Source organism: uncultured Maribacter sp., from assembly GCF_947500985.1.
Taxonomy (GTDB): domain Bacteria; phylum Bacteroidota; class Bacteroidia; order Flavobacteriales; family Flavobacteriaceae; genus Maribacter.
Genome location: NZ_CANMTX010000004.1, coordinates 383,144 through 409,371 on the forward strand (window position 1 = coordinate 383,144; position 26,228 = coordinate 409,371).

The following is a 26,228-nucleotide window of genomic DNA, read 5'->3' on the forward strand; positions in this document are numbered from 1 at the left end:
TGATCTACCAATCTGCCAATGAGGCGTTAAAAATATCTTGTGTTAACCTTTCGAAAATTATTTCGTGTGCTTCGCTTTTTACGGTTGCTAATTGAGTGTCTGCATCATAATCAAAGAAAAAAGAAAAACTTTGGTCAAAAGCAGCATCTTCTTTTAGTTGATTGTAAAAACGCACTTTTACTCTAATAGAAAGTCTATTTTGTGCGGCTGTTTGTGCAGCGGTTGCAGACATAGGTGAAATTTTATATTCGGTTATTTCGCCTTCGTATAATAAATCTGGATTGCCAGAAGAAATAAGATCTAAACTGGTCTGATTTTGAATTCTGTCCTGTAGTGCTAAGGTGAAATCTCTATCTACCCCTGGTTCAAAAGTAGAACCCGGACTCTGGGTTGCATAGTTTTGAAAATAGCTTACTTTGAATGTTTTGGCTTCACCAACATTACCGCCGGTAAAATTGTATACGCCGCAGCTTAAAATTAAGATAACGGGTAGTATATAGATTATAGATTTTTTAAGGTATCTCATTGAAATGGGATTCATTTTAAATTAAAGGTCGTACTGTTTTATTTTACGGTAAAGCGTTCGTTCAGAAATACCTAACTCTGTTGCTGCAGCCTTTCTTTTTCCGCGATTACGTTCCAAAGATTTTTTGATTAATTCTACTTCCTTCTCTTGTAAAGATAGGGTTTCTTCTTCTTGAATTTCTTCGGCAAAATGATATTTGTCTTCGTATGATTCTTGAATTAAAGAAGGTTCTTCTTTTTTAGGCTCGGGTAAATGCAGAAGATTTCTAGGCGCTTCTTCTTGAGTATCATGTTCGATATCTGCATCATCTTCATCGTCGTTACCGTAGATTTTGCGTATCAAGTTTTCATTGTCCTTTTGAACCTTTTCCGAATCGTTGTTCTTTAACAACTCCATCGTTAACTTTTTAAGGTCGTTAAGGTCACCCTTCATATCGAACAATACCTTGTATAGAATCTCTCTTTCGTTACTGAAATCACTTTCAGATTTAGAATTTGAGACAACTGCAGGTAAGTTACTTGTCGTGTTGTTGGGTAGGTAGCCATTTAAGGTCGCAGCAGTGATGGCTCTATTCTCCTCTAAAACCGAGATTTGTTCTGCAATATTTCTTAACTGACGTATGTTACCTGGCCATCTATATTTTATTAATAAAGATACTGCATGGTCGTCTAACCTAATGGTAGGCATTTTATATTTCTGACTGAAATCAGATGCGAATTTTCTAAACAACAAGTGAATATCATCTTGACGTTCACGCAATGGCGGTATGTTAATTTCTACGGTGCTTAAACGGTAATAAAGGTCTTCTCGAAAACGCTCTTTTTTAATCGCTTCGAACATATTTACATTTGTGGCAGCTACAATACGGACATCTGTTTTTTGAACTTGAGATGATCCTACTTTTAGAAATTCACCATTTTCTAGCACACGTAAAAGCCGCACTTGCGTAGTTAATGGTAATTCTCCAACTTCATCTAAAAATATGGTACCACCATCGGCGACTTCGAAATAACCGCTTCTAGTTTGTGTAGCGCCAGTAAAAGCGCCTTTTTCGTGTCCGAAAAGCTCACTGTCAATAGTTCCTTCGGGTATTGCACCGCAGTTAACGGCGATATATTTTGCATGTTTTCTATGAGAAAGCGAATGAATGATTTTCGGAATAGATTCTTTACCAACACCACTTTCACCAGTAACCAAAACTGAAATATCTGTTGCGGCAACTTGCATTGCTTTTTGAATGGCACGGTTCAATTTTGGGTCTTGCCCAATAATTTCAAAACGTTGTTTTATACTTTGTATGCTTTCCATATAAAATGGGTACTATAAAGTTAGTTATTGTCAGAATACCCAACAGCAACACCTTTTAAGGTTGCAGAAGTGCAGTCGTTAATTTGTACGTTTACAAAGTCGCCTACCTTGTAATTTTCTTTCGGAAAAACCACTACAGTACTTTGAGTATTTCTTCCCTTCCATTCGAGTTCAGATTTTTTAGAAGTCCCTTCTATTAATACCTCTTGGATCTGACCTACATGTTTTTCTGTTCTAAACTGACAGTGACTTCTCTGTAAAGCTATAATTTCAGAAAGACGTCTCTTCTTTGTAGCTTCTGGTACATCATCTTCCATTTTTCTGCCGGCCATGGTGCCAGGTCTTTCAGAATATGAATACATAAAACCGAAATCATACTTTACGTGCTCTAGGGCTTTTAAAGTAGCTGCATGATCCTCTTCCGTTTCTGTAGGGAAACCAGTAATGATATCTTGAGATATAGAGCAGCCAGGTAGAATTTTTCTAATTTCATCTGTCAGTTCAAAATACTCTTCGATAGTGTGTAAACGATTCATTTCCTTTAAAATGCGATTGCTACCGCTTTGTACAGGTAAATGAACGTGATTACAAATATTTTTATGTTTGGCCATGGTTCTAATCACATCCAAAGTCATGTCTTGCGGGTTTGAGGTTGAAAAGCGAATACGCATTTTTGGGTTTGCCAATGCGACCATTTCTAACAGTTTAGAAAAGTTGGTAGCTGTCGCTTTTTGCATATCAGAAGCATTCACAAAATTCTTTTTGAGTCCGCCGCCATACCATAAATAACTATCTACATTCTGTCCAAGTAATGTAATTTCTTTGAATCCGTTTTCAGAAAGCTCTTTTACTTCAGTTAAAATAGATTGTGGGTCTCTACTACGTTCACGACCTCTAGTAAATGGTACAACACAAAATGTACACATGTTATCACATCCTCTGGTAATAGAGACAAAAGCGGTAACTCCGTTTGTGTTTAGTCTAACAGGTGCAATATCGCCGTAAGTTTCATCCTTAGAAAGAATAACATTAACCGCATCTCTACCTGAATCTACTTCTTTTATTAAGTTGGGTAAATCTTTATAGGCATCTGGTCCAACGACCATATCTACTATTCTTTCTTCATCTAAAAGTTTGTCTTTTAGGCGTTCCGCCATACAGCCAAGAACTCCAACTTTTAAATGTGGTCGAGTTTTTTTTACCTTATTGTATTCGGTTAATCTTTTACGTATGGTCTGTTCAGCTTTATCTCTGATAGAACATGTGTTTACAAGTACTAAATCGGCATCTTCTAACGTTTGGGTGGTGTTAAAACCTTCGGTCGCAAGTATAGATGCTACAATTTCACTGTCTGCAAAGTTCATGGCGCAACCGTAACTCTCAATGTAGAGATTTCGTTTGTTAGCCTCTTTTCCGTCAACTACCAAAGTTGTGCCCTGCACATTTTCGTCTATGGTTTTCTCCATTTTTGTAATACGTTGCAATAAAATATTTTGGAAGGCAAAGATACTATTATAATCAAAAATATGACAATATGACATGATTATTTAGGGATAGTTTAGGCTTTCTACATGAAAATTATTTAGTTTTAACTTTTAATATAACCACCTGTACCTGTACTTATGAACTTAGAAAACTTGACACAACAAATTAAAATGAAGCCAGATTTAGAATTTGGTACCATATTCAGTAGGTCTATAGACCTTTTTAAGAAGGTATGGTTGCAGGGCTTTATTATTTTGCTCTTAACATTCGTTGTAATACTACCATTTTATATTGTTTTATATATACCTATGATTGCATTGGGCATAACTGATCCAGAGGCGCTTCAGCATAATGAATTACCACCAATGGCAGCTATTGCAATGGCTATTCTTTTTCCTGTTTTTGCAATAGGGATAACTACTTTTGCTTTGGCATTAAATGCAGCATTTTTAAAGATGTGTAGAGAAAAAGATTTAGGAAAAGAATCTAGTGATGATTACTTCTATTTCTTTAAAGAAGGACGTTTAGGTAAAGTATTTATTCTTGCTTTGTATACATTCGGACTCTCAATTCTAGGGGCGATGGCCTGTGGTGTTGGTATGTTTTATGTAATTGTCCCAGTTTCATTGATTCCGGCTTTTTTGGCATTTTCGAATGAACTTTCTCCATTAGAAATGGTAAAGGCTAGTTTTACCTTAGGTAATAAAAACTGGTTGGTCATATTTGGTCTGGTAATCGTTTCGGCATTTGTGGCGCAACTAGGCTTTGTTTTATGTTGTGTAGGAGTATTGTTTACAGCAATGCTTGGTAAAGTACCTACGTACTACATTTATAAAGACGGAGTTGGTTTTAACGATATAGAAGAAATTTCAAACTATTGATAACGCAACTATTATGTGTTTCTTCATCTTATGATTACAACCAATTAAATTATAGACCATGAAGAATTTTGTTTTTCTTTTTTGTGCCATCGCATTATCTGTATTTGTTTCGTGTAATGATGATGGCCCGTATGAAGATTACTTGGTGGCTAGACCAATTGTGCAAGATGCAATATCGTTTAAAGCAGAAGCGGTTGATGTAGTTGATCCTATACCAATTGTTTCATCAGGTAAAATATACGCTTACCAAGACTATATTTTTGTAAACGATGTAAACCTAGGTTTTCACGTAATAGATAACAAAGATCCGTCAGCGCCAGAAAGTATTGCATTTATAAAGTTAGAGGGCAACTTCGATATTTCTATAAAAGACGATAAGTTGTATGCAGATAGTTATGGCGATTTGGTAATTTTTGATATATCAGATATTACAAATATTACCATTCAAAGTAGAATTGTAAATGCCATATATAATAATGATGTATGGCTTTCGAATATTGAATTTCCTCAGGCAGATTTTTACGAGTATGGCGATATCGATTATAGTAGAGATATTGTTATAGGCTGGGAGGTAAGCACAGAAAGAAGATCTGTTGAAGAATATGAAGAGCGGTATAGGTATACAGATGATTTAGCGCTTGAAACGGCAGAAAGTAATGATTCTGGTCAGTCTAGTATAGGGCAAGGCGGTTCTTTGGCGCGTTTTAAAATTATAGACGACTATTTATACGTAGTAGATTATAGCAACATTAATATTTTTAACATTGCAGATGTCGAAGATGTAAAAGTATTAGATGATGTGCAGGTCGCTTGGGATATTGAAACGATATACAGTCAGGGAAATATTTTATTTATAGGCGGTGCTCAGGGTATGTATATTTATGGAATAGAAGACCCGAAAAATCCGAAATTTATTTCAGAATTTAGGCATGGTACTGCTTGTGATCCTGTGGTTGTTGATGGCGATTATGCATATGTAACTTTAAAAGGAGGAGGTTTCTGTGGAAATACAGAGAGCGGATTGTATGTGATCGATATCTCTAATCTTGAGAATCCTGAATTAAAAGTAATTTATCCGATGGATGGACCGAACGGATTAGGGATTAAAAACAATATCTTGTTTATCTGTGATGGAGATTCGGGCTTAAAAGTATATGATAAAACAGATGCACCAAATGTTACCTTAGTCAATACATTCGAAAATATTATTGCCTATGATGTTATACCGTTAGCATCATCATTATTAATGATAGGTGATCGCACATTGTATCAATATGAATATGTAGATAATGACATTAGGTTGTTAAGTGCCTTTCAATTGTAAGAATAATAAAAGGTTAAAAAAAGGGAAGCTAGTTTAGCTTCCCTTTTTTTTATTTCGATACCCTAATTAGTTTGTGGCTTGTGATATAGCTTGTGTAATAATCATGAATTATTTGAATTTATTGGCTAAACTCTATTGAAATATGGGAAAAAATAAATTCCTAAAATTCCAAAGTTTAATTTTTAGTATACATTTGTAAGTATAAACAAGGTTGATGGCGAAAAATTTAGTAATTGTTGAGTCTCCTGCAAAGGCCAAAACTATAGAGAAGTTTTTGGGAAAAGATTTTAAGGTTGAATCGAGCTTTGGTCACATTGCCGATTTACCTTCAAAGGAGCTGGGAGTAGATGTTGAAGGCGATTTTACACCGAAATATATAGTCGATAAAGACAAGCAAGCTTTAGTAAAAAAGCTAAAGAGTCTTGCTGATAAAGCAGAAACTATATGGCTCGCGAGTGATGAGGATCGAGAGGGAGAGGCTATTTCTTGGCACTTGGCCGAAGAGCTAGGTTTAGACAAGAAAAAGACAAAACGTATTGTTTTTAACTCGGTTACAAAAGCAGCTATTCAAAAAGCAATTGAGAATCCAAGAGAGATCAATTACAACCTTGTAAATGCACAACAAGCGAGACGAGTATTAGACCGTTTGGTTGGGTATCAATTATCTCCAGTACTTTGGAAAAAAATTAAACCGGGTCTTTCTGCCGGTCGTGTTCAATCTGTTGCCGTTAGGTTAATAGTTGAACGAGAAAGAGATATTGAAGGCTTTGAGCCACAGGCATCATTTAAGATTGCAGCGGAGTTTCAAACAGAAGCGGGAAATACTTTTTCAGCTAAGTTGAACAAGACCTTTAAATCAGAAAAAGAAGCAAAAGCATTTTTAGAGAAAAATAAAGCTGCTGATTTTTCGGTAAATAAATTAGATAAGAAACCGGCTAAGAAGTCGCCGTCTGCGCCGTTTACAACATCTACATTACAACAAGAGGCATCAAGAAAATTATATTTTTCTGTGGGTAGAACCATGCAAGTAGCCCAACGTTTATATGAAGCGGGTTTAATTACTTACATGAGAACAGATAGTGTTAACCTTTCTAATGAAGCGTTGACATCTGCGAAAGAAGCTATTGAAAAGAATTACGGTAAAGAATATAGCGAAACAAGAAATTTTAAAGGTAAGTCTAAAGGAGCTCAAGAAGCACACGAAGCAATTAGACCTACAGATATGGGTAATCAATCTCCGTCATTGGAGCGTGATCAATCTAAATTATACGACTTAATATGGAAACGTACAGTTGCATCTCAAATGAGCGATGCACAATTAGAACGTACCAATGTTAAGATCAAAGCAAGCAAGCATACAGAAGAATTTACTGCTAACGGTGAGGTTATAAAGTTTGATGGTTTCTTAAAAGTTTACATGGAAGGTGTAGATGATGAAGATGTAGCCGAAGAACAAGAAGGTATGTTGCCGGCAATGAAAGAAGGCGAGCGTTTGTTGAATAACTTTATTTCAGCAACAGAGCGTTTTACAAGAGCACCATATAGATTTACAGAAGCATCTTTAGTTAAGAAATTAGAAGAATTGGGTATTGGTAGACCGTCTACATATGCGCCGACAATTTCTACAATTCTTAATAGAGGCTATGTGGAGAAAGGTACTATTGAAGGTAAAGAGCGTAAATATCAACAATTGATATTAGCGTCAGATGTAATAGAAACAAAGAACCTTACTGAAAATGTTGGTTCAGATAAAGGTAAAATGGTACCAACAGATATCGGTATGATTGTTACCGATTTCTTGGTAAGTAACTTTGCCAATATATTAGATTACAATTTTACTGCACAGGTAGAGGAAGATTTTGATGAAATAGCTTCTGGTGATGAAGACTGGAAGAAAATGATGAAGAACTTCTACAAAGATTTTCATCCTAATGTAGTAGATGTTGAGGAAAATGCAGATCGTGCAAGCGGTGAAAGAATATTAGGTAAAGATCCTAAAAGCGGAAAACAAGTTTCTGTACGTTTAGGTAGATTCGGACCAATGGTACAAATAGGTACTGTTGATGATGAAGAGAAGCCAACATTCGCAAGTTTGTTACCGGAACAATCTTTAAATACCATTTCATACGAAGAGGCAATGGACCTTTTTAAACTTCCTAGAAAATTAGGAGTTTATGAAGGCGAAGAAGTATTGGCTAACGTAGGTAGGTTTGGACCGTATGTAAAATTCGGAGAAAAGTTTATTTCTATGGATAAAGGCGAAAGTGCTTTTGAAATAGAGATGGACAGGGCAATAGAACTTATTGTTGCCAAGCAGAAAGCCGATGCGCCAATTGCCATGTACGAAGATCTTGAGGTAACTAAAGGTACCGGTAGATTTGGACCGTTCATTAAGTGGAACGGTATGTTTATCAATGTGAATAAAAAGTACGATTTTGATAATTTATCAAATGACGACATTATAGAGCTTATCGAAGTCAAGAAGCAAAAAGAAATTGATAAGGTTATTCATAACTGGGAAGAAGAAGGCATTCGTATAGAAAAAGCTAGATGGGGCCGTCATAATGTAATAAAAGGTAAGATAAAGGTGGAATTGGCTAAAACTGTCGATGTGGTTAAGATGTCTTTAGAAGAAGCTCAGAAGTTGATCGAGGCTAAGACTCCGAAGAAAAAAACTCCAAAGAAAAAGGCAAAAGCTAAACCTAAGTCAAAAAAGTAATTTAATTTTAGGTCGAAGATTAGTATAGTATTTTATGATTTCTAAAAACCTTTAATAAATGGCCTTTGATTTTCTAGTTCCGGTATCGGATAAAGTTTTAGCCCATAATGAGTTACTACCTAGTCAGGCCATTGGTAAAAACACCCATATACACACCGAAAAGGATGGTTTACCTGTATTGGCAAATGCTACGGTAGCAATAATTGGGGTTAGAGAATCTAGAAATGCCTACGAAAAGAAGCATGAGAAGTTAGATGTCTCTGCTATACGATTACAATTTTACAAACTTCTAATAGGAAACTGGAACGCAACCATTGTAGATCTAGGTGATATTGAAGAAGGCGCTACCGTAAATGACACTTATTTTGTTGTTAAAGAAGTAGTGGCAGAGTTATTAGAAGAACGTGTTATTCCTATTATTTTAGGAGCAACGCAAGATATAACCTACCCTGCTTATAGAGCTTTTGATGGTATCAGAGATATGATTAATCTGGTGGCGATAGATAGTAGGTTCGATTTTGGAATAGAAGATGAGCTTATTTCATCACATTCTTATATGAGTAAGATCATAACAGATAAGCCAAATAATCTTTTTAATTTCTCAAATATTGGCTATCAAAGTTATTTTAATGCTCAAGAAGAAATAGATTTAATGGAGCGTTTATTTTTTGACGCCTATAGACTTGGAGAAGTTGCAAACGATATTTCTTTAGCAGAACCTGTGCTTAGAAATGCGCATATGGTAAGTTTAGACTTGCGATCTGTTAAAGCAAGTGAAATTTCTTCATCAGCAAATTTTTCTCCGAACGGATTTAATGGTAGAGAGATTTGTGCCATTTCTAGATATGCCGGTATTAGCGATAAAGTTTCTGTATTTGGGTTGTACGAAATGGAGAACACCGTACAGTCGCAACAGCTGATAGCACAGATAATATGGTACTTTATAGAAGGTATCAATTTTAGAATTAAAGAATCTCCATATACCAAAACTGACGACTTTGTTAAGTATAATGTACCTAGCGAAGACGAAGAATTGGTATTCTACAAAAGTTTATTAACAGAAAGATGGTGGACAGAAGTTCCATCTATTTTTACTTCACATACTAAAGGCCATACACCAGCGTTATTACCTTGCACCGAGAAGGATTATTTAGATGCATGTAATCAACAAATTCCCGAAAGGTGGTTTAAGGCCTACAAGAAAGGCTTTAATTAACATTATTTTTTTTAAAGCATAAAAAGACTTTAATACAATATTTTATATAAAACCTAGTTTTAGTTGTTAGAATAAATTATTGTATTCTGAGTTTAACCATAATCGAAATTTAACCTAAAGTATGAAGAAGCTATTGTTATCCTCTATAGCGTTTGTTTTTTTACTCACAAGTTGTGGGTCTAAGCAAAAAGGTGAGCTAACTGGAGTCCAGGGAAAAAAATGGTACCCGGAAAAACCATATGGAATGGAACTTATCCCAAGGGGTTCTTTCATAATGGGTAAGAGTGAAGAAGATCAAGGAAAGTTATTGAATGCGCCGACTAAGACAGTTACGGTACGTTCTTTTTACATGGATGATACCGAAATCACGAACAGTGAGTATCGTCAGTTTGTAGAATGGGTAAAGGATTCTATCGTTAGAACCAAGTTAGCCATTTTAGCTGATGAGTTAGGTATCGGTCCAGAAGAAGGCGGTATTGGTGACTATGCTTTTAAAGATGCAGATACTACAAGAGCATCTGTATACGATAAGTATATGTTGGACAATTACTCAGGTATGGGCGAAACGGGCTACGAAGGTAGAGCGTTGAGCAAAGATGAAGACCTGGTATGGAACACATCAGACTATCCAGATGAGTATTATACCGAAATTATGGATTCTATCTATCTTTCTGAAGAAGAGTCTTATAACGGTCAACGTACTATAGATGTTAAGAGTCTTAAGTATAAGTATAGCTGGATGGATATCGAGGCAGCTGCACGTGCTTCTGTAAAAGGAAACAAGAGTCGTAAAGACTTCATTCGTACAGAAGAAGTAGAGATATACCCAGATACAACAGTTTGGATCAGAGATTTCTCTTATTCTTATAACGAACCAATGCACAATGATTATTTCTGGCATGATGCCTATAGCGAATACCCTGTAGTTGGTATCAGCTGGCAACAAGCTAAAGCATTCTGTAACTGGAGAACGAAGTTCAAAAATGATGATAACAAGAGTCGTAATAGACAATTCGTTAATCAATTTAGACTTCCAACAGAAGCTGAATGGGAATACGCTGCAAGAGGTGGTATCGAAGGTGGTACGTACCCATGGGGTGGACCATACGTAATCAGTGATACTGGTTGTTTTATGGCAAACTTTAAACCACAACGTGGAGATTATGCTGCAGATGCTGCTTTATATACAGTAGAAGCGAAATCTTACGAGCCTAATGACTTTAATATGTACAACATGGCCGGTAACGTTTCTGAGTGGACAAATTCAAGTTATGATCCAAGTGCATATGATTATGTATCTACAATGAACCCTAACGGAGGAGATTCATCTAATACAAGAAAAGTTATTAGAGGTGGTTCTTGGAAAGATGTAGCTTACTTCTTACAAGTGAGTACAAGAGATTACGAATACGCTGATTCGGCTCGTAGTTACATCGGTTTCAGAACAGTACAAGATTATATGGGTGAGGAAGATTCCACACAATAAATAATAATATTAACAGTTTTAGTATAAATTCAAATTCATTTTTTAACCAAATCTTTTTTTTTAAAACCTTAAATTAAATTAAACATGGCACAGTCAAAATCCACAAAAAAATTATTTAACATGGCCTACGGGCTTGGAGCATCAGTTGTAATTATTGGTGCATTATTCAAAATTCTTCACTGGGAGTTAGGACCATTAAATGGTGGTATTCTTTTAGCGATAGGTCTTATTACAGAAGCATTAATTTTCGCGATCAGTGCATTCGAACCAGTAGATGACGAATTAGATTGGGCATTAGTATACCCAGAATTAGCAGGTGGTGAAGGTAAAGCACCTAAGAAAGCACAAGCTGCAACAGAAGTAAAAGAAGCTGAAGCATCTTTATCTAAGAAATTAGATGATTTATTAAAAGAAGCTGGTGTAGACGCAAGTCTTATGGAAAGCTTAGGTTCAAGCATTAAAAACTTTGAAGGTGCTGCTAAAGGTATCGCTCCAACAGTTGATGCAATGGAATCTACTAAAAAATATTCTAGTGAAATGGTTCAGGCTGCTTCTCAAATGGAGTCTTTGAACAGTCTTTATAAAGTACAATTAGAAAGTGCTAGCAAACAAGCTTCAGTTAATGAAGAAGTTGTACAAAATGCAAGTGCACTTAAAGATCAAATGGCATCTTTGTCTACAAACCTTTCTTCATTGAATGGTGTATATGGTGGTATGTTATCTGCAATGAGCAAAAACTAATTTGGATTTTTACCAACCCGAATCAATTATTAATAAAAATCTAAATTAAAAATCCATGGCAGGAGGAAAAAATTCACCACGTCAGAAGATGGTCAACTTAATGTATTTGATCTTCATCGCAATGCTGGCATTAAACATGAGTAAAGAAGTATTAGCCGCATTCGGTATAATGAATGAAAAGCTAGAGACTTCAAATCAAAAGACAACCGCAAGTAACGATGCGTTCTTGGAAAGTCTTGGAACTAAAGCATCTGAAGATGCTGCAAAGTACGATAAGTTATACAAGAATGCTCAAGAGATAAAATCTATGTCTCAAGAGTATTATGATTACTTAGAAGGACTTAAAACAGGTATGATGGAAGGGATCGAAGATCCTAAAGATTATGCTCGTATGGATATGGCTGATTACTTAGATCAGAAATTATTCCAAGGTGAAACTTTATCGGAAGACGGTAAAAAATTCATGAGTAACTTAACTGGTTATAGAGATCAAGTTGCTGCAATAGTACCAGCTGCTTTAAAGCAATCTGTTATTGATCGTTTCCAAACAGGAGATGAGAATGGCAAAGTTGAAAAAAGAGACGGTACTAAACAAGATTGGATCAACTATCACTATGAAGGATATCCTTTGGTAGCATCTTTAGCAAAATTAACTCAGTTACAAGCTGACGTTAAAATAACTGAAGAAGCAGCTTTAAAATCTATGTTAGCAGGTGAGTTGTCTAACCAAGTTTCTTTAAAGAACTTTGCAACATCGCTTTCTTCTACTAAATCTGCATACTATGCAGGTGAGAAGTATGATGGTAAGATCATTATCAGCAAAACTGATAACTCTTCTACACCGATAAAAGCTGAGTTAACTTTAGATGGTAGAAAATTAACTGAAGGTTCTGATTATAAATTAGAAGCTGGTGGTGTTAAAATGCTGATTGGTTCTGGTTCTGCTGGTGATCATGAAGTAAAAGGTACTATCTACTTTAAGCAAGACGGTGAAGAAATTCCTGTTGAGGTTAAAAATTCTTTCGCAACAATATCTAAGCCTAATGCTGCTTTAATTGCTGCTGATAAAATGAATGTTGTATATAGAGGTGTTGCTAACCCAATGTCTATCTCTATACCAGGTATACCAAATAATAAGGTTAGAGCTTCAGCTCCAGGTCTTAAATCTGTAAGTGGTAGTAAGTATGTAATGACTCCAGGTACTGGAAGAAACGTTACTATTACAGCTTCAGGTACTTTACCAGATGGTCAGTCTGTATCTTCTAAATCTGAATTCAGAATTAAAGATATTCCAAGACCAGAAGGTTCTGTAAGTAAGCAAACAGGTAGTATTAAACTTCCAAAAAGGAATGTTGAGATCGCTACTGTAGGTGCTGGCTTAGAAGATTTCGATTTTGATTTGAATCTTGCAGTAAGCGGATTTAAATTCAAAGTACCAGGTCAACCAACTGTTTCAGTAAGAGGAAACAAAATGAATGCTAAGGCTAAACAAGCTTTATCACGTGCTAAAAGAGGAGATATCGTTCAAATATTTGATATTGAAGCTTATATCACAAACAATAAGAGTTACAAGTTGAAGAAAGTATCTCCAGTAGTTGTGGAGATTACAAACTAAATAAATAGAATGATACCGGGTAAGCCCATTGGTCTTGCCCGGTTAATTTTAAAGTGAAGCAAACATGAATTGGAAAAATGTTTTAGTAATGGGAGCGGTAACAATGTTACCTTTATCAATGATGGCCCAAGCAAATGTATTGAATGCAAAGAAACCAGATGAGGTTGGTATGCGTACAGAAGCACAGAAAGCTGTCGATAACGATGCTCCATTAGAATATGGTTATGTAGATGATAGGGATATCCTTTGGTCTAAAACTTTATGGGAATCCGTGGATTTAGATGAGAGAGTTAATTTCCCATTATATTATCCAACAGATACTATGGATATTGGTCCAGATAGAAGGTCTTTATACCACGTTCTAGTTAAAAATTTAAAAAGTGGAAAATTAGAAACTTATACAGATTCTTATTTTACACAAAAAAGAACTTTTGGCGATTTAAAAGATGCCTTGCAAATGGTTGATACTCTAGATTATGGGTATGAGCAAATGAATGCAGGGGAAGCTGTTTCTGAAGAATATATTACTCGTAGAACTATTTCTGCAGCTGATATTGAAGAATACCACATTAAAGGAATATGGTATTTTGATAAGAGACAGGGAGAATTAAAATACCGTCTTTTAGGTATTGCTCCAGTAGCGCCAGATGTAAACTTTATGGATGATGACAATCCAGATATGGTAGAGCTTTTTTGGGTATGGTATCCAGATGCTCGTGAAATGTTGCACGAAGCTAAAGTTTTCAACTCACAGAATTCAGCTCAGCCTATCTCATTTGATATGTTGTTAAATGCAAGAAGATTCGATGCCGTTATTTACAAAGAAGATAACGTACAAGGCGATAGAAAAGTAGATGATTACATTTCTGATAATGCTTTGTTCCAATTATTGGAAGCAAAACGAATTAAAGAAACAATTAGAGATAAGGAACAAGACATGTGGGCTTACTAAGCTTACTGAAAATCCAATTCACATAATAAAGACCCGTTCGAAAGATCGGGTCTTTTGTTTTTATATCATGTTTTCTACAATTGTCATTACCTTTGCGCCATGGTAGATTATATGGTAGTAGGACTAGGGTTGGCGGGTACCGCATTTTGCGAAACCTTGCGTAAAAATAACAAGACATTTGTTGTTTTTAATGACCAATCACAAACATCTTCACGTGTGGCGGGTGGTTTGTACAATCCTGTTATTTTAAAGCGATTTACCCTTTCTTGGCGAGCAGATGAGCAACTGCCTATAGCAACTGAATTTTATACCCACCTAGAGCAATTTTTAAATGTTAAGTTTGATAAAAAGCTCAATGTACTACGAAAATTCGCGTCTATAGAAGAGCAAAATCTTTGGTTTGAAGCTGCTGATAAAGAAAAACTGAAGCCGTACTTAGATTCTAAATTGATAAATAATGAGAATACATCGCTCAAAGCACTGCATCAATTTGGAAAAGTTTTAGAAACTGGTAAGTTAGATACTAAGTTAATTTTCAATAGCTATGCAAACTGGTTAGAGCAAGAGAACAAATTGTATAAAGAAACGTTTGATTATGGTCAGCTTCAAATAGAACATGAGGTTGTAAGTTATCAAGATATAAAAGCCAAAAATATAGTCTTCACCGAAGGTTATGGTATGATCCAGAATCCGTATTTCAACCATTTGCCAATGCAAGGATCAAAAGGGGAGTATATTGTTATAAAGGCTAAAGAGTTAAAGGAAACTCAAATAATTAAATCATCTATATTTTTAATTCCCCTTGGAGATGATTTGTATAAAGTAGGAGCTACATATAATAGAGGTCAAAAAGACAATTTAGCCACTCTAGAAGCTAAAAATGAGCTAGTAATTAAGCTCGATACCCTTTTAGACTGCTCTTATGAGATAGTTAACCATGAGGCAGGTATGCGCCCTACGGTAAAAGATAGAAGGCCATTGGTGGGTAGGCATCCAAAGTATAACAACCTATGGCTATTGAATGGTTTTGGGTCTCATGGTATAACTATTGCACCTTGGGCGGCTAAATCTCTTTATGAGTATATAGAGCATGAAATTCCTTTATTGGAAGAAATGAATATAGCGCGTTTCGCTCCGAATTAAGATTTTTTAAGGGTAGCCTTAGCATCGTACTTGATGAATATATTAATCCATATGTTACGAGATACTCTCATTATTACTGGCATAAATACAATAAGGGTAATAATTATAGCAATAAAGGCTTCTATTAAGCTAGCGCCAAGAAAAAGATTTGCGATAACAAACGCTGCTACGGCAAAGGCAATACCTACTCCATAACTCACATACATAGCCCCATAAAAGAACGAAGGTTCTATTTTATATTTTAAGTCACAATGGCTACATTTTTCATGCATTTTAAATATTTTAATCATATGGTATGGATTTTTGTCCAAATACATACTTTCTTCATGACATCTAGGGCAACTTCCTGTTAAAATACTGTAGAGTTTGTTTCCTTTTTTTAACATTTGCAAAACTTTACACTAAGGTACGATTTTGAGGCGTTTTTTATGCCTGATATGTATCATTGAAAAGAAAAATTCAACTTAAAAGTAACCAAGGTAAAATCAATCTTGCTTTTGAGAAAAACCAGAATAATTAGAATTTATGTTAAACGTTCACAACCTATCGGTCTCTTTTGGAGGAGAATATTTATTTGAAGAAATATCATTTCGCTTAAATGGAGGAAATAGAGCAGGGCTAGTAGGTAAAAACGGCGCAGGTAAATCAACCTTGTTAAAATTGCTTAACAAGGATATGGCTTTAGATACCGGTGTTATTGCAATAGAAAAAGATATTAAAATTGGTTTTCTTAGACAAGATATAGATTTTGTAGTAGGTCGATCAGTTTTAGAAGAGGCATATCAGGCTTTTGAAGAGATAAAAGCTTTAGAGCTGAAATTAGATGAGATTAATCATCAATTAGCAGAACGAACCGACTATGAATCTGATATTTACAGTCAGTTAATTGTAGATCTAAGTGATATTACCCACCACTATGAAATTTTAGGAGGATATAATTATCAGGGCGAGACAGAAAAAATACTACAAGGTTTAGGTTTTAGAAGAGAAGATTTTGATAAAAAGACCGAAACTTTCTCTGGTGGGTGGCGTATGCGTATAGAGCTTGCTAAATTACTATTGCAAACTAACGATGTGTTGTTACTCGATGAGCCTACCAACCACTTAGATATTGAATCTATTATATGGTTCGAGCAATTTTTGAACAATTATACCGGTGCGGTTGTTATTGTATCTCACGATAAAATGTTTTTAGATAATGTTACTAACAGAACTATTGAAATCTCATTAGGTCGTATTTACGATTATAATAAACCGTATACCGAATACCTGGTGTTGAGAAATGAGATAAAGCAGCAGCAGGTAAACGCTCAAAAGAATCAAGAAAAAGAAATTCAGCAAGCAGAGCGGCTAATTGAAAAGTTTAGGGCAAAATCGACCAAAGCTTCAATGGCGCAATCTTTAATTAAGAAATTAGACAAAATAGAGCGTATAGAGGTCGATGAAGATGATAATAGTGTAATGAGTCTTCGCTTTCCTATTTCTGTTACTCCTGGTAAAGTGGTAGTAGAGATAGAAAACCTTTCAAAGGCTTATGGTGATAATTTGGTATTGAACGATATCAATCTGCTTATTGAGCGTGATAGTAAAACTGCCTTCGTTGGTCAGAACGGGCAAGGGAAATCTACGCTGGCAAAAATTATTGTGGGCGAGCTTAAATACGACGGGCACCTAAAACTTGGGCATAATGTCCAAATAGGATATTTTGCTCAAAATCAGGCAGAATATCTTGATGGTAATAAGACCATTTTAGATACCATGATAGATGCCGCGAACGAAAAGAATAGAAGTAAGGTAAGAGATATTTTAGGTTCATTTCTTTTTAGAGGCGATGAAGTAGATAAATATGTAAAAGTACTATCAGGTGGTGAACGTAACCGGTTAGCTTTAGCAAAAATGTTGTTACAACCTTTTAATGTATTGGTGATGGATGAACCTACCAATCACTTGGATATTAAATCGAAAAATGTACTTAAACAGGCATGTCTAAATTTTGAAGGTACGTTAATACTAGTTTCTCACGATAGAGATTTTTTACAAGGTCTAACCAATAAGGTATATGAGTTCAAAGATCAAAAAATTAGAGAGTATTTGGGTGATGTAGATTACTATCTAGAGCAACGTAAAGTAGAAAACTTTAGAGCTATAGAGAAGAAGTCGGCAGTTGTTGTAGAAAAGACAAAATCTAAACCATCAAATTCATTTCAAGATCAGAAGAAGCTAAAGAGTTTAAAAAATCAGTTGAGCTCAGTAGAGAGCAAAATTGGTTCGCTTGAAAAAGAGATTAAAGATATAGACCATAACCTTTTGGTAGATTATGATGCTACCATAGCAAAATCCAATTTTTTTGAGGGGTACCAAGCGAAAAAGAAAAAGCTAGAAACTCTAATGAAGGACTGGGAAACTCTTACAATTGATATTGACGAACTAGATTTGTAGGATAATATCTCACATACATTTTTGGAGGTTTCACAACATTTTCCCTTGCTTTCACAACAAAGTGGGGTTAATCAACGATAAAATTTCAGTTTTCGACGTTATTAGTTCAAATTTGTAGGAGAATTCTTAGTTGAAGAATTTATCAAACCACCATCTTATGAAAAAATTATACTATTTAAGTTTCAGTCTATTATTTCTGACAACTATTTGTTTTGCCGAAGTCTCTAAAAAGGAGAAGAAAGCGTTAATTGATATTTATGATACCGCCAATGGTACTCATTGGGTAAAAAAATGGGATTTAAAGACTCCGGTTTCTCAATGGCACGGTGTTACGGTAGAAAATGATAAAGTAGTAGAAATTAATTTGTTCCATAATAACCTTATGGGCGCAATTTCTCCTCAAATAGGAAATTTACAAAACCTTAAGGTATTGAATCTTGCATTCAATTCATTAACGGGTTCTTTGCCTGCAGAAATAGCAAACCTATCTAATTTGAAAGTTTTAAAATTAGAGATGAATAGGCTGAATGGTGAATTGCCAGAAGGTATAGGTAGTTTAATACAATTAGAAGAGCTTTCAGCTTTCAATAATTTTTTCACAGGTAAAATTCCAGCTACCGTAGGTAATCTTACAGGTTTAAAAGTATTGAACCTTTCAAGTAATGAGTTTTATGGTGACATACCAAGTTCGTTAGGGGCGTTATCTCAATTAGAAACTTTAGGTCTATTTGAAAATAGATTAGAAGGTGCTATACCAAGAGATATGGGTAAGCTTAGCAAATTGAAAGAATTGGTTTTAGCAAATAATAGATTTATAGGTGATATACCTAATGAGTTTGCTGATTTGGCAAGTTTAGAAGTATTTCAAATTCAGAATAATAATTTCAGTTCTTTCAAAGCTTTAGAGTTTTTAGAAACAAAAGAATATTTGGTTTTTGATTATGATAAAGATGACAGAAAATTAGAGTTTAAAGATATCAACTTCAGTAAAACCAGAATGGCAGATACGAAGTTTGAAGATATAGAAGAGTAAGAGTAGTTTACACTTTTAGTTAGTTTGGTGAAAAAAGAGATGTTATTTAACATCTCTTTTTTGTTTTAAGTACATTAATTTCAACGGTGTATCATAAATGTATTTTTTGCACGTTATAATAAAAGTACTTTTTTCGCCAGTGCTGTATTGTTATAGTATTGCTCAGTAAATGGTATGCGTAAAGTTTCCCCAAACAAAATAATTTTTTCAATATGAAAAATGTTCTAACCAATGCCTGCTTAATTTTTGTACTGACCTGCAGTTTTGTGGTCAATGCACAAATACCTAAAAGCGAAAAAGAATACCTATTAGATTTTAATAAAAGTACCATTGGTGACCAATGGCAAAATAAATGGGACGTGAAAGCAGACCCGTCAACCTGGTACGGTGTAGAAATCAATGATGGTCACGTTACAGCATTAAAGCTATATCGTAATAATCTTAGAGGAGCTATTCCTGAAGGAATTTCAGCGCTATCACATTTACAAACCTTAAATCTTGCATTTAACGTAATCGAAGGTAATTTACCAGAAGATATATTTCAATTAGAAAAATTGACATCTATGAGATTAGAGATGAATAAACTGACAGGTAATTTACCTGAAGATTATTCAAAAATGACGTTATTAGAAGAGCTGTCAATGTTCAATAATTTATTACAAGGCACAATTCCTAATGATATCGGAGAGCTGTCAAACCTGAAATCTTTAAATCTTTCAAGCAATTATTTAGAAGGAAGCTTGCCTAGGTCAATTGAAAAATTGGATAAGTTAGAAAGGTTAGAGCTATTTGGCAATAAGCTAGCAGGTGCTATAGAAGTAGATTTAGGACGTTTGGTGAATTTAAAAGAATTGATTCTTTCATATAACCAGTTCGAAGGTGATTTGCCAACTGGAATGGCAACATTAAGTAATCTAGAGTTTGTACAATTACAGGGTAACGATTTTAGATCTTTAAATTCACTGTTAAGAATGCAAAGCTCGAAACTCGCAGTTTTTGATAGTGACGATGAATTTTTAAATATGAAATTTGGCACAACAGAAGCTAGTAGAACACGTATTGTAGATACTAAATACGAAGATGTGAAACGAAATTAAAAAAACCCGAAAAATTGATAAAAAGAGATGCAATAGCATCTCTTTTTTTGTTTTTAAAATACTGAGGTTGCGACTTTTTTTATGATTACTTTAACCATTACGGCTTTCATTGTCAGAAGTGTTTTTTCGTAGTTTCGCCGATGATTAATTGATTTCCAAAAGTTTCTGGTTAAAGTCTATATAAAATTAAGGTTCAATTTTAACAATACTTTGATTGTTTAAAGACATGAAGAGCTGAATTTAAGACGTTAGTATTGATGTTTTATGGAAATAAAGTTCTGGAAGGGTTATTGAGAATTGAGCTGAAATAGAGTCAAAGTCGTTTCACTTTGAAATTTGGTCGTTTCATTTCATTAGCAAAATTCTAACCGATATTAAAAAGTATTTTTGACCCTGTGTTTTTTAAAATAAGCTTATAAATTATAATAAAATGCGAAAAATTATTTTTACCGTTCTAGGTATTTTACTAATAGTAGTATCTTTTTTTCTAGCTGGAGCTATTATTGATAGTAAGAAAACTTTCAAGCCGAAATCTGAAAAGGTAGTGAAAACTGTTTTTACAGAGGTAGTAAAAAATGGCACGGTACCAATTGTAGTATCTGCAAATGGTAATCTAACCGCAAAGCAACGTGTAGAGTTATATGCTGAGGTACAGGGTGTATTTAAAAAAGGAAGTAAGCTATTTAAAGAAGGGCAAGCTTTTCGTAAAGGTGAGACTATTATAAGCATCGATGCAAATGAATATGCGGCAAGCGTACAATCTGCAAAGAGTAATCTTTTTAACCAGTTAACAGCAGTAATGCCTGATTTACGATTAGACTATCCAGATATCTATTCTAAGTGGCAAGATTACCTTTCAAACTTCGATATGTCGAAAACTACTCCGCCGCTTCCAGAATTGGCAACGGAGAAAGAAAAGTTTTTCATATCAGGTAGAGGTATATTGACCAGCTTTTATAATGTTAAGAATTTAGAGCAACGTTTATCTAAATATCGTATTGTGGCTCCATTTTCAGGGGTTCTAACCGAGACCTTGGTAACCGAAGGTACTTTAGTGAGGTCAGGTCAGAAATTAGGAGAATTCATTAACACCGAAGTATATGAACTTGAAGTTGCTATTAGCAAGCGATATACCGATTTATTAAAAGTAGGCGAGTCTGTTGAACTTACCAATTTAGATGATAACACTACTTATAAAGGTAAGGTGACTAGAATCAGTGGTAGTATTGATCAGTTAACGCAAACGGTAAATGCGTATATAGAAGTAGACGGAGAAAATTTGAGAGAAGGTATGTATCTAGAGGCAGATTTAGATGCTAAAAAAGAAGAAGATGCCATTGAAGTAGATAGAGGGTTATTATTGGAAGGCAATAAAATATTTGTTGTTAGAGATTCTGTTTTGGATATGATAGATGTAGTACCTGTTTATTTTTCTGATAAGCGTGTGGTATTAAAAGATGTGCCTGATGGCGTTACAATAGTATCTAAGCCAATAAGTGGTGCATTTACGGGTATGGCAGTAAAAATATACTCTGAACAACCAGAAAACACAAAAGAATAATGCGTAAACTGATAGAATATTTTATTCGGTATCATGTTGCCGTTAATGTTGTAGTAATCTCTTTTGCACTTTTCGGTATCGTTGGTGCAAAGGCATTAAAATCATCTTATTTTCCGTTAACGGATTCTAAGAATATCGCAATCACCATTACTTACCCTGGTGCTTCGCCACAAGAGGTTGAAGAAGGTATTGTACTAAAGATTGAAGATAACTTAAAAGGTCTTGAAGGTGTTGACCGTGTAACCTCTACTTCTAGAGAAAATAGTGGTACTATAAATGTAGAAATCGAAAAAGGAGAGAATATCGATTTCATGCTTTTAGAGGTGAAGAATGCGGTAGATAGAGTACCTACTTTTCCAACGGGTATGGAGCCTTTAATAGTTTCGATTTTAGAGACCGTTCGTCAAACTATATCGTTTGCTATTAGTGGAGAAAACATTCCGTTAGCGACCTTAAAGAGTGTTGGTAGAGATATCGAAAATGATTTAAGGGCTATGGAAGGAATTTCTCAAATAGAGATTTCTGGTTTCCCAGATGAAGAAATTGAAATTGCCGTAAATGAAAATGATCTTTTGGCTTATGGTTTATCTTTTTCTGAAGTAGCAAGTTCAGTAGCAAATGCGAATATTCTAGTAACAGGTGGTAATATTAAAACTGATGCAGAAGAATATTTAATACGTGCCAATAACCGCTCTTACTATGGTAGTGAGTTAGGTAATTTAGTTGTTCGTGCAGATCAGTCAGGTAATGTAATACGTTTAAAAGATGTAGCTATAGTAAGGGATCGTTTTTCTGAAACACCAAATGCTACTTATTTTAATGGAAATTTATCTGTCAGTACAACTATTACCAGTACCAATAATGAAGATTTAATAGCAGCAGCTGATCAGGTAAATGAATATGTAGTTGAGTTTAATCAAAAGTATAATAACATTAAGTTAGATGTTGTTTCTGATCAATCAGTTACGCTGAATCAAAGAACACAGTTATTAACTGAGAATGCCATTATGGGTATGGTCTTGGTATTAATATTCTTATCTCTTTTCTTGAATACAAGATTAGCGTTCTGGGTTGCCTTTGGTCTGCCGGTTGCATTCTTGGGAATGTTTGTTTTTGCAGGTTTCTTTGATGTAACCATCAATGTACTTTCATTATTCGGTATGATTATCGTTATCGGTATTTTGGTAGATGATGGTATTGTAATTGCCGAAAACATCTATCAGCATTACGAAAAAGGAAAATCTCCTGTTCAGGCAGCTGTAGATGGTACTATGGAGGTGTTGCCTCCAATTATTTCGGCGATTATTACAACTATATTGGCCTTCTCTATATTCTTATTCTTAGATAGTAGAATTGGGGAATTCTTTGGTGAAGTATCGGTTATTGTAATCTTGACCTTAGTAGTATCGTTAGTTGAGGCATTGGTTATTTTACCAGCTCACTTGGCGCATTCTAAGGCATTGCAACCAATAGATAATAAACCAAAAAGCGGTTTGGCAAACGCATTTGCCAAACTTAGGGTAATCAATGAATTCGGTGATAAGTTAATGGTATGGATGCGTGATACATTGTATACACCGGTTCTGCGCTTTTCTATGAATCATAAAATATTCATGTTCGCTGTATTTGCATCTGCTTTTATTTTGACTTTAGGTTCTGTAGGTGGGGGTATTATTAGAACGGCATTCTTTCCAAGAGTTGCCAGTGATAGAGTAGGCATAGAGTTAGAAATGCCAAACGGTACCAATGAGAAAATTACAGATTCTATTATCTCGTTAATTGAAAAGAAGGCTTTGATAGTCAATAAAGAATTGACAGAGGAGTATATGGTTAATTCTGATAAAGATGTTTTTGAGAATGTAATCAAAAGATTAGGTCCGGGTTCATCATCAGCGGTTTTGACAATTAACTTATTGCCGGGTGAAGAAAGACCAAATGAGATATCTGCAGATATGGTCACTAGTAGGTTAGAAGAACTTGTTGGTCCTGTTGTGGGTGTAGAAAGTCTAATTTATGGTTCTGGTGGTAACTTTGGTGGATCACCGGTTTCTGTATCATTATTAGGTAATAATATTGAAGAACTTAAGGCTGCTAAGGTAGAGTTAAAAGGTATATTGACTAAGAATACAAGGTTAAAAGATATTTCTGATAATGATCCAGCGGGTATTAAAGAAATAAGGTTAACATTAAAGGAGAATGCCTATTTATTAGGGTTAGATCTTCAAGCATTAATGACTCAAGTTCGTGCCGGTTTCTTTGGTGTGCAAGCACAACGTTTTCAAAGGTCACAAGATGAGATTAGGGTTTGGGTACGTTATGATAGAGATGAGCGTTCGTCAATATCTAATTTAGATGATATGCGTATTGTCACCCCTTCAGGTGAGCGCGTACCATTGAGTGAAATTGCAGATTATACCATTGAACGAGGCGATGTAGCCATCAATCGTTTAGAAGGTAGACGAGAAATTCAGATTTCTGCCGATATGAAAGATGTAAAGGATAGTCCAACAGAAATCATGACCGAAATTCAGAATGTACACATGCCAGAGATACAGTCAAAATATCCAACGGTAAGTGCATCATATGAAGGTCAGAATAGAGAGTTAGAGAAATTGACAGGCTCTTTAAAATTGGTCGGTTTTACGGTAATATTATTAATCTACATTACCATCGCATTTACGTTTAGAAGTTTCAGTCAGCCATTAATGCTATTGTTATTAGTGCCATTTAGCTTTACGGCAGTTGCATGGGGACACTGGATTCACGATTTTCCGATAAACGTGCTTTCTATATTAGGTATCATCGCATTGATTGGTATTATGGTAAATGATGGTCTGGTGCTTATAGGTAAGTTTAATTCGAATTTAAGAGAAGGTATGTCTTTCGATAATGCCATTTTTGAAGCAGGTAAATCGAGATTTAGAGCTATTTTCCTAACATCGATAACTACTATCGCAGGTTTGGCTCCTTTAATGTTAGAGACGAGTAGACAAGCACAGTTTTTAAAGCCAATGGCAATTTCAATCGCTTATGGTATTGGTATTGCTACAGTACTAACCTTATTGATGTTGCCATTGTTCTTATCGTTTAGTAACAACTTAAAAGCGCAGAATTTATCTTTTGCTTCGGGTCATAAGATTACGAAAGAAGAGGTGGAAAGAGCGATTAAGGAAAGAAAAGAGGCTACTCATTTAGAAGGTCATTCGCAAGAGGCAATTGAAGATAATAATCATCAAGAGCAAATTGAAGGTGGTTCCCACCCATATAAGAATATAGATAAGTTATAATGATTAGATTAAGATTCATCACATTATTGGTATTTCTCCCTATTTGCACAATTTTTGCACAAGAGAAAACACTTTCAAAAGAAGAGGCGGTTATAAAAGCCTTGGAAAATAATTACGGAATTGAGATTGCGAAAGGTCAGGTGGATATTGCAGAGAATAATGCCAGTATTTTAAATTCAGGGTATTTGCCTACTTTGACAGGTACCGCTGGAGCTGATTATAATAGAGATGATTCAACAATTGAATTTCCTGGTAGAATTTTGACAGAGGATGGTGTAGATGTAATTGATCCAATAACAGGAGAGCTTACTCCATTTCCTGACACCGATATTTATAAAGCTGAAGCTCAACGTTATTCTGCAGCTCTTACTGCTAACTACACATTATTTGATGGAATGGGTAGATTTTATAATTATAAAAAATTAAAAGAACAATATAATTTAAGTACGCTACAGGCTAGGGAGACTATAGAAAATACCATGATTCAAATGTTTACGGTATATTTTGAAATTGCTAGACTTACAGAGAATAAAAATGTACAAAAGCAAGCATTGGAAATTTCTACGGATAGAATTCAGAGAGCTGAATATTCATTTGAATATGGTCAAAATACAAAATTAGATATATTGAACGCTCAGGTAGATATGACTAATGATAGTATTAATCTATTGAATACAGAGCAGCAATTGGCAAATGCAAAACGCGATTTAAATGTGGTGTTAAATCAAGATTTAAGTTCTCAGTTTACAGTAGACACAACCATTGTATTTATACCAAAGTTTCAGATCATAGAGTTTATGGATCAGGCAATCACTAATAATGTTGCGGTACTACAAACGGAATCAAATTTAAGTATTAATGAATATGATATTAAAGTAAGCAAATCTGGGTATTTACCAACTGTTGGTCTTTCCGGTTCTTATGGGTGGAATTTAAATCAAAGTGCAGCTTCAGCATTCTTTCCTGGATCAAACAATGAAACTTATAATTTTGCTTTAGGAGCAAGCCTTACATGGAATCTCTTTGATGGTGGTAGCACTACGGTAAGTGTCAAAAATGCGAAAATTACGTATGCAAATCAAGAATTATTTCGCAAGCAGGTAGAATTAGAGGTTAGCAGAGATATGCAGAATGCAATGGCATTGTATGAGAATCTTTTAAAAATATATCAGATTCAAGAGCAGAATGTATTTACCAACCAAAACAATTTTGAGCGTTCTAAAGAGCAGTTTCAATTAGGGAGTATTACATCGATAGAATTTAGACAGGCGCAAATCAATTTGTTGAATGCGCAGACTAATAAGAACTTGGCAAAGTACGATGCAAAGTTGGCAGAGCTTCAATTATTGCAGCTTACAGGTCAGTTATTGAATATAGAATTGTAAAAGGCTTAGAGATTTTAACCTCGATTGTCG

General features: G+C 34.9%; 19 protein-coding genes. 15 read left to right on the forward strand and 4 right to left on the reverse strand.

Annotated features, from left to right (window positions below; all coding sequences use genetic code 11):
• Positions 1 to 4: 4 nt before the first annotated feature.
• From Q0871_RS11010 to miaB, 3 genes are read right to left on the reverse strand one after another with little or no spacing between them, the layout of a single operon-like run.
• Positions 5 to 526, reverse strand: coding sequence for an LptE family protein (locus tag Q0871_RS11010; RefSeq protein WP_299322586.1), 522 nt, complete (start codon positions 524 to 526; stop codon positions 5 to 7).
• Between the two features lie 21 nt (positions 527 to 547).
• On the reverse strand, positions 548 to 1,834 hold the full coding sequence (locus Q0871_RS11015) for a sigma-54-dependent Fis family transcriptional regulator (protein WP_299322589.1): 1,287 nt from the start codon (positions 1,832 to 1,834) through the stop codon (positions 548 to 550).
• A gap of 20 nt (positions 1,835 to 1,854) precedes the next feature.
• Positions 1,855 to 3,300 carry a tRNA (N6-isopentenyl adenosine(37)-C2)-methylthiotransferase MiaB gene (miaB, locus tag Q0871_RS11020; RefSeq protein WP_299322592.1) on the reverse strand — a complete coding sequence of 482 codons (1,446 nt, stop codon included), beginning with the start codon at positions 3,298 to 3,300 and terminating at the stop codon, positions 1,855 to 1,857.
• Positions 3,301 to 3,456: 156 nt separating this feature from the next.
• Between miaB and Q0871_RS11025 the strand changes: the two genes are divergently transcribed.
• The 9 genes from Q0871_RS11025 to Q0871_RS11065 all read left to right on the forward strand — a co-directional run bounded on the left by Q0871_RS11025 (position 3,457) and on the right by Q0871_RS11065 (position 15,396).
• Positions 3,457 to 4,200, forward strand: a complete 744-nt coding sequence (locus Q0871_RS11025; protein WP_299322596.1) for a hypothetical protein — start codon at positions 3,457 to 3,459, stop codon at positions 4,198 to 4,200.
• 58 nt (positions 4,201 to 4,258) lie between these two features.
• Entirely contained in the window at positions 4,259 to 5,524 is a 1,266-nt protein-coding gene (locus Q0871_RS11030) for a hypothetical protein (RefSeq protein WP_299322599.1), read from the forward strand.
• A gap of 214 nt (positions 5,525 to 5,738) precedes the next feature.
• Positions 5,739 to 8,243, forward strand: coding sequence for a type I DNA topoisomerase (topA, locus tag Q0871_RS11035; protein ID WP_299322602.1), 2,505 nt, complete (start codon positions 5,739 to 5,741; stop codon positions 8,241 to 8,243).
• Positions 8,244 to 8,301: 58 nt separating this feature from the next.
• Positions 8,302 to 9,459, forward strand: a complete 1,158-nt coding sequence (locus Q0871_RS11040) for a formimidoylglutamase (RefSeq protein WP_299322605.1) — start codon at positions 8,302 to 8,304, stop codon at positions 9,457 to 9,459.
• Between the two features lie 121 nt (positions 9,460 to 9,580).
• Positions 9,581 to 10,945: a gliding motility lipoprotein GldK gene (gldK, locus tag Q0871_RS11045; RefSeq protein WP_073240528.1), complete on the forward strand. Its 1,365-nt coding sequence runs from the start codon at positions 9,581 to 9,583 to the stop codon at positions 10,943 to 10,945.
• 84 nt (positions 10,946 to 11,029) lie between these two features.
• A complete protein-coding gene (gldL, locus tag Q0871_RS11050; protein ID WP_073240527.1) occupies positions 11,030 to 11,686 on the forward strand; it encodes a gliding motility protein GldL in 657 nt (218 codons plus the stop codon).
• A 55-nt stretch (positions 11,687 to 11,741) separates the two neighbouring features.
• Positions 11,742 to 13,301, forward strand: a complete 1,560-nt coding sequence (gene gldM, locus Q0871_RS11055; protein WP_299322615.1) for a gliding motility protein GldM — start codon at positions 11,742 to 11,744, stop codon at positions 13,299 to 13,301.
• Positions 13,302 to 13,365: 64 nt separating this feature from the next.
• Entirely contained in the window at positions 13,366 to 14,253 is an 888-nt protein-coding gene (gene gldN / locus Q0871_RS11060; protein WP_299322619.1) for a gliding motility protein GldN, read from the forward strand.
• Positions 14,254 to 14,352: 99 nt separating this feature from the next.
• Positions 14,353 to 15,396, forward strand: a complete 1,044-nt coding sequence (locus Q0871_RS11065) for an FAD-binding oxidoreductase (RefSeq protein WP_299322621.1) — start codon at positions 14,353 to 14,355, stop codon at positions 15,394 to 15,396.
• Here Q0871_RS11065 and Q0871_RS11070 read toward each other — a convergent pair.
• Positions 15,393 to 15,782: a DUF983 domain-containing protein gene (locus Q0871_RS11070; protein WP_299322624.1), complete on the reverse strand. Its 390-nt coding sequence runs from the start codon at positions 15,780 to 15,782 to the stop codon at positions 15,393 to 15,395. The two genes, Q0871_RS11065 and Q0871_RS11070, sit on opposite strands and share 4 nt — an antisense overlap.
• A 139-nt stretch (positions 15,783 to 15,921) precedes the next feature.
• Here Q0871_RS11070 and Q0871_RS11075 point away from each other — a divergent pair, with 139 nt between their 5' ends.
• From Q0871_RS11075 to Q0871_RS11100, 6 genes are all read left to right on the forward strand, one after another.
• On the forward strand, positions 15,922 to 17,835 hold the full coding sequence (locus Q0871_RS11075; RefSeq protein WP_299322628.1) for an ABC-F family ATP-binding cassette domain-containing protein: 1,914 nt from the start codon (positions 15,922 to 15,924) through the stop codon (positions 17,833 to 17,835).
• Between the two features lie 157 nt (positions 17,836 to 17,992).
• Positions 17,993 to 18,868 (forward strand): hypothetical protein, encoded by an 876-nt coding sequence (locus Q0871_RS11080; protein WP_299322630.1) that lies wholly within the window; start codon positions 17,993 to 17,995, stop codon positions 18,866 to 18,868.
• Between the two features lie 212 nt (positions 18,869 to 19,080).
• Positions 19,081 to 19,965 carry a hypothetical protein gene (locus Q0871_RS11085; RefSeq protein WP_299322631.1) on the forward strand — a complete coding sequence of 295 codons (885 nt, stop codon included), beginning with the start codon at positions 19,081 to 19,083 and terminating at the stop codon, positions 19,963 to 19,965.
• 430 nt (positions 19,966 to 20,395) lie between these two features.
• Positions 20,396 to 21,526 (forward strand): HlyD family efflux transporter periplasmic adaptor subunit, encoded by a 1,131-nt coding sequence (locus Q0871_RS11090; RefSeq protein WP_299322635.1) that lies wholly within the window; start codon positions 20,396 to 20,398, stop codon positions 21,524 to 21,526.
• Entirely contained in the window at positions 21,526 to 24,813 is a 3,288-nt protein-coding gene (locus Q0871_RS11095; RefSeq protein ID WP_299322639.1) for an efflux RND transporter permease subunit, read from the forward strand. Before Q0871_RS11090 ends, Q0871_RS11095 begins: the two co-directional genes overlap by 1 nt.
• Entirely contained in the window at positions 24,813 to 26,198 is a 1,386-nt protein-coding gene (locus Q0871_RS11100; RefSeq protein ID WP_299322643.1) for a TolC family protein, read from the forward strand. Before Q0871_RS11095 ends, Q0871_RS11100 begins: the two co-directional genes overlap by 1 nt.
• Positions 26,199 to 26,228: the final 30 nt, after the last annotated feature.

Coding starts and splice junctions, on each gene's coding strand:
- Q0871_RS11010 (WP_299322586.1), bottom strand. CDS start 526: ATGAGATACCTTAAAAAATCTATAATCTATATACTACCCGTTATCTTA.
- Q0871_RS11015 (WP_299322589.1), bottom strand. CDS start 1,834: ATGGAAAGCATACAAAGTATAAAACAACGTTTTGAAATTATTGGGCAA.
- miaB (WP_299322592.1), bottom strand. CDS start 3,300: ATGGAGAAAACCATAGACGAAAATGTGCAGGGCACAACTTTGGTAGTT.
- Q0871_RS11025 (WP_299322596.1), top strand. CDS start 3,457: ATGAACTTAGAAAACTTGACACAACAAATTAAAATGAAGCCAGATTTA.
- Q0871_RS11030 (WP_299322599.1), top strand. CDS start 4,259: ATGAAGAATTTTGTTTTTCTTTTTTGTGCCATCGCATTATCTGTATTT.
- topA (WP_299322602.1), top strand. CDS start 5,739: ATGGCGAAAAATTTAGTAATTGTTGAGTCTCCTGCAAAGGCCAAAACT.
- Q0871_RS11040 (WP_299322605.1), top strand. CDS start 8,302: ATGGCCTTTGATTTTCTAGTTCCGGTATCGGATAAAGTTTTAGCCCAT.
- gldK (WP_073240528.1), top strand. CDS start 9,581: ATGAAGAAGCTATTGTTATCCTCTATAGCGTTTGTTTTTTTACTCACA.
- gldL (WP_073240527.1), top strand. CDS start 11,030: ATGGCACAGTCAAAATCCACAAAAAAATTATTTAACATGGCCTACGGG.
- gldM (WP_299322615.1), top strand. CDS start 11,742: ATGGCAGGAGGAAAAAATTCACCACGTCAGAAGATGGTCAACTTAATG.
- gldN (WP_299322619.1), top strand. CDS start 13,366: ATGAATTGGAAAAATGTTTTAGTAATGGGAGCGGTAACAATGTTACCT.
- Q0871_RS11065 (WP_299322621.1), top strand. CDS start 14,353: ATGGTAGATTATATGGTAGTAGGACTAGGGTTGGCGGGTACCGCATTT.
- Q0871_RS11070 (WP_299322624.1), bottom strand. CDS start 15,782: ATGTTAAAAAAAGGAAACAAACTCTACAGTATTTTAACAGGAAGTTGC.
- Q0871_RS11075 (WP_299322628.1), top strand. CDS start 15,922: ATGTTAAACGTTCACAACCTATCGGTCTCTTTTGGAGGAGAATATTTA.
- Q0871_RS11080 (WP_299322630.1), top strand. CDS start 17,993: ATGAAAAAATTATACTATTTAAGTTTCAGTCTATTATTTCTGACAACT.
- Q0871_RS11085 (WP_299322631.1), top strand. CDS start 19,081: ATGAAAAATGTTCTAACCAATGCCTGCTTAATTTTTGTACTGACCTGC.
- Q0871_RS11090 (WP_299322635.1), top strand. CDS start 20,396: ATGCGAAAAATTATTTTTACCGTTCTAGGTATTTTACTAATAGTAGTA.
- Q0871_RS11095 (WP_299322639.1), top strand. CDS start 21,526: ATGCGTAAACTGATAGAATATTTTATTCGGTATCATGTTGCCGTTAAT.
- Q0871_RS11100 (WP_299322643.1), top strand. CDS start 24,813: ATGATTAGATTAAGATTCATCACATTATTGGTATTTCTCCCTATTTGC.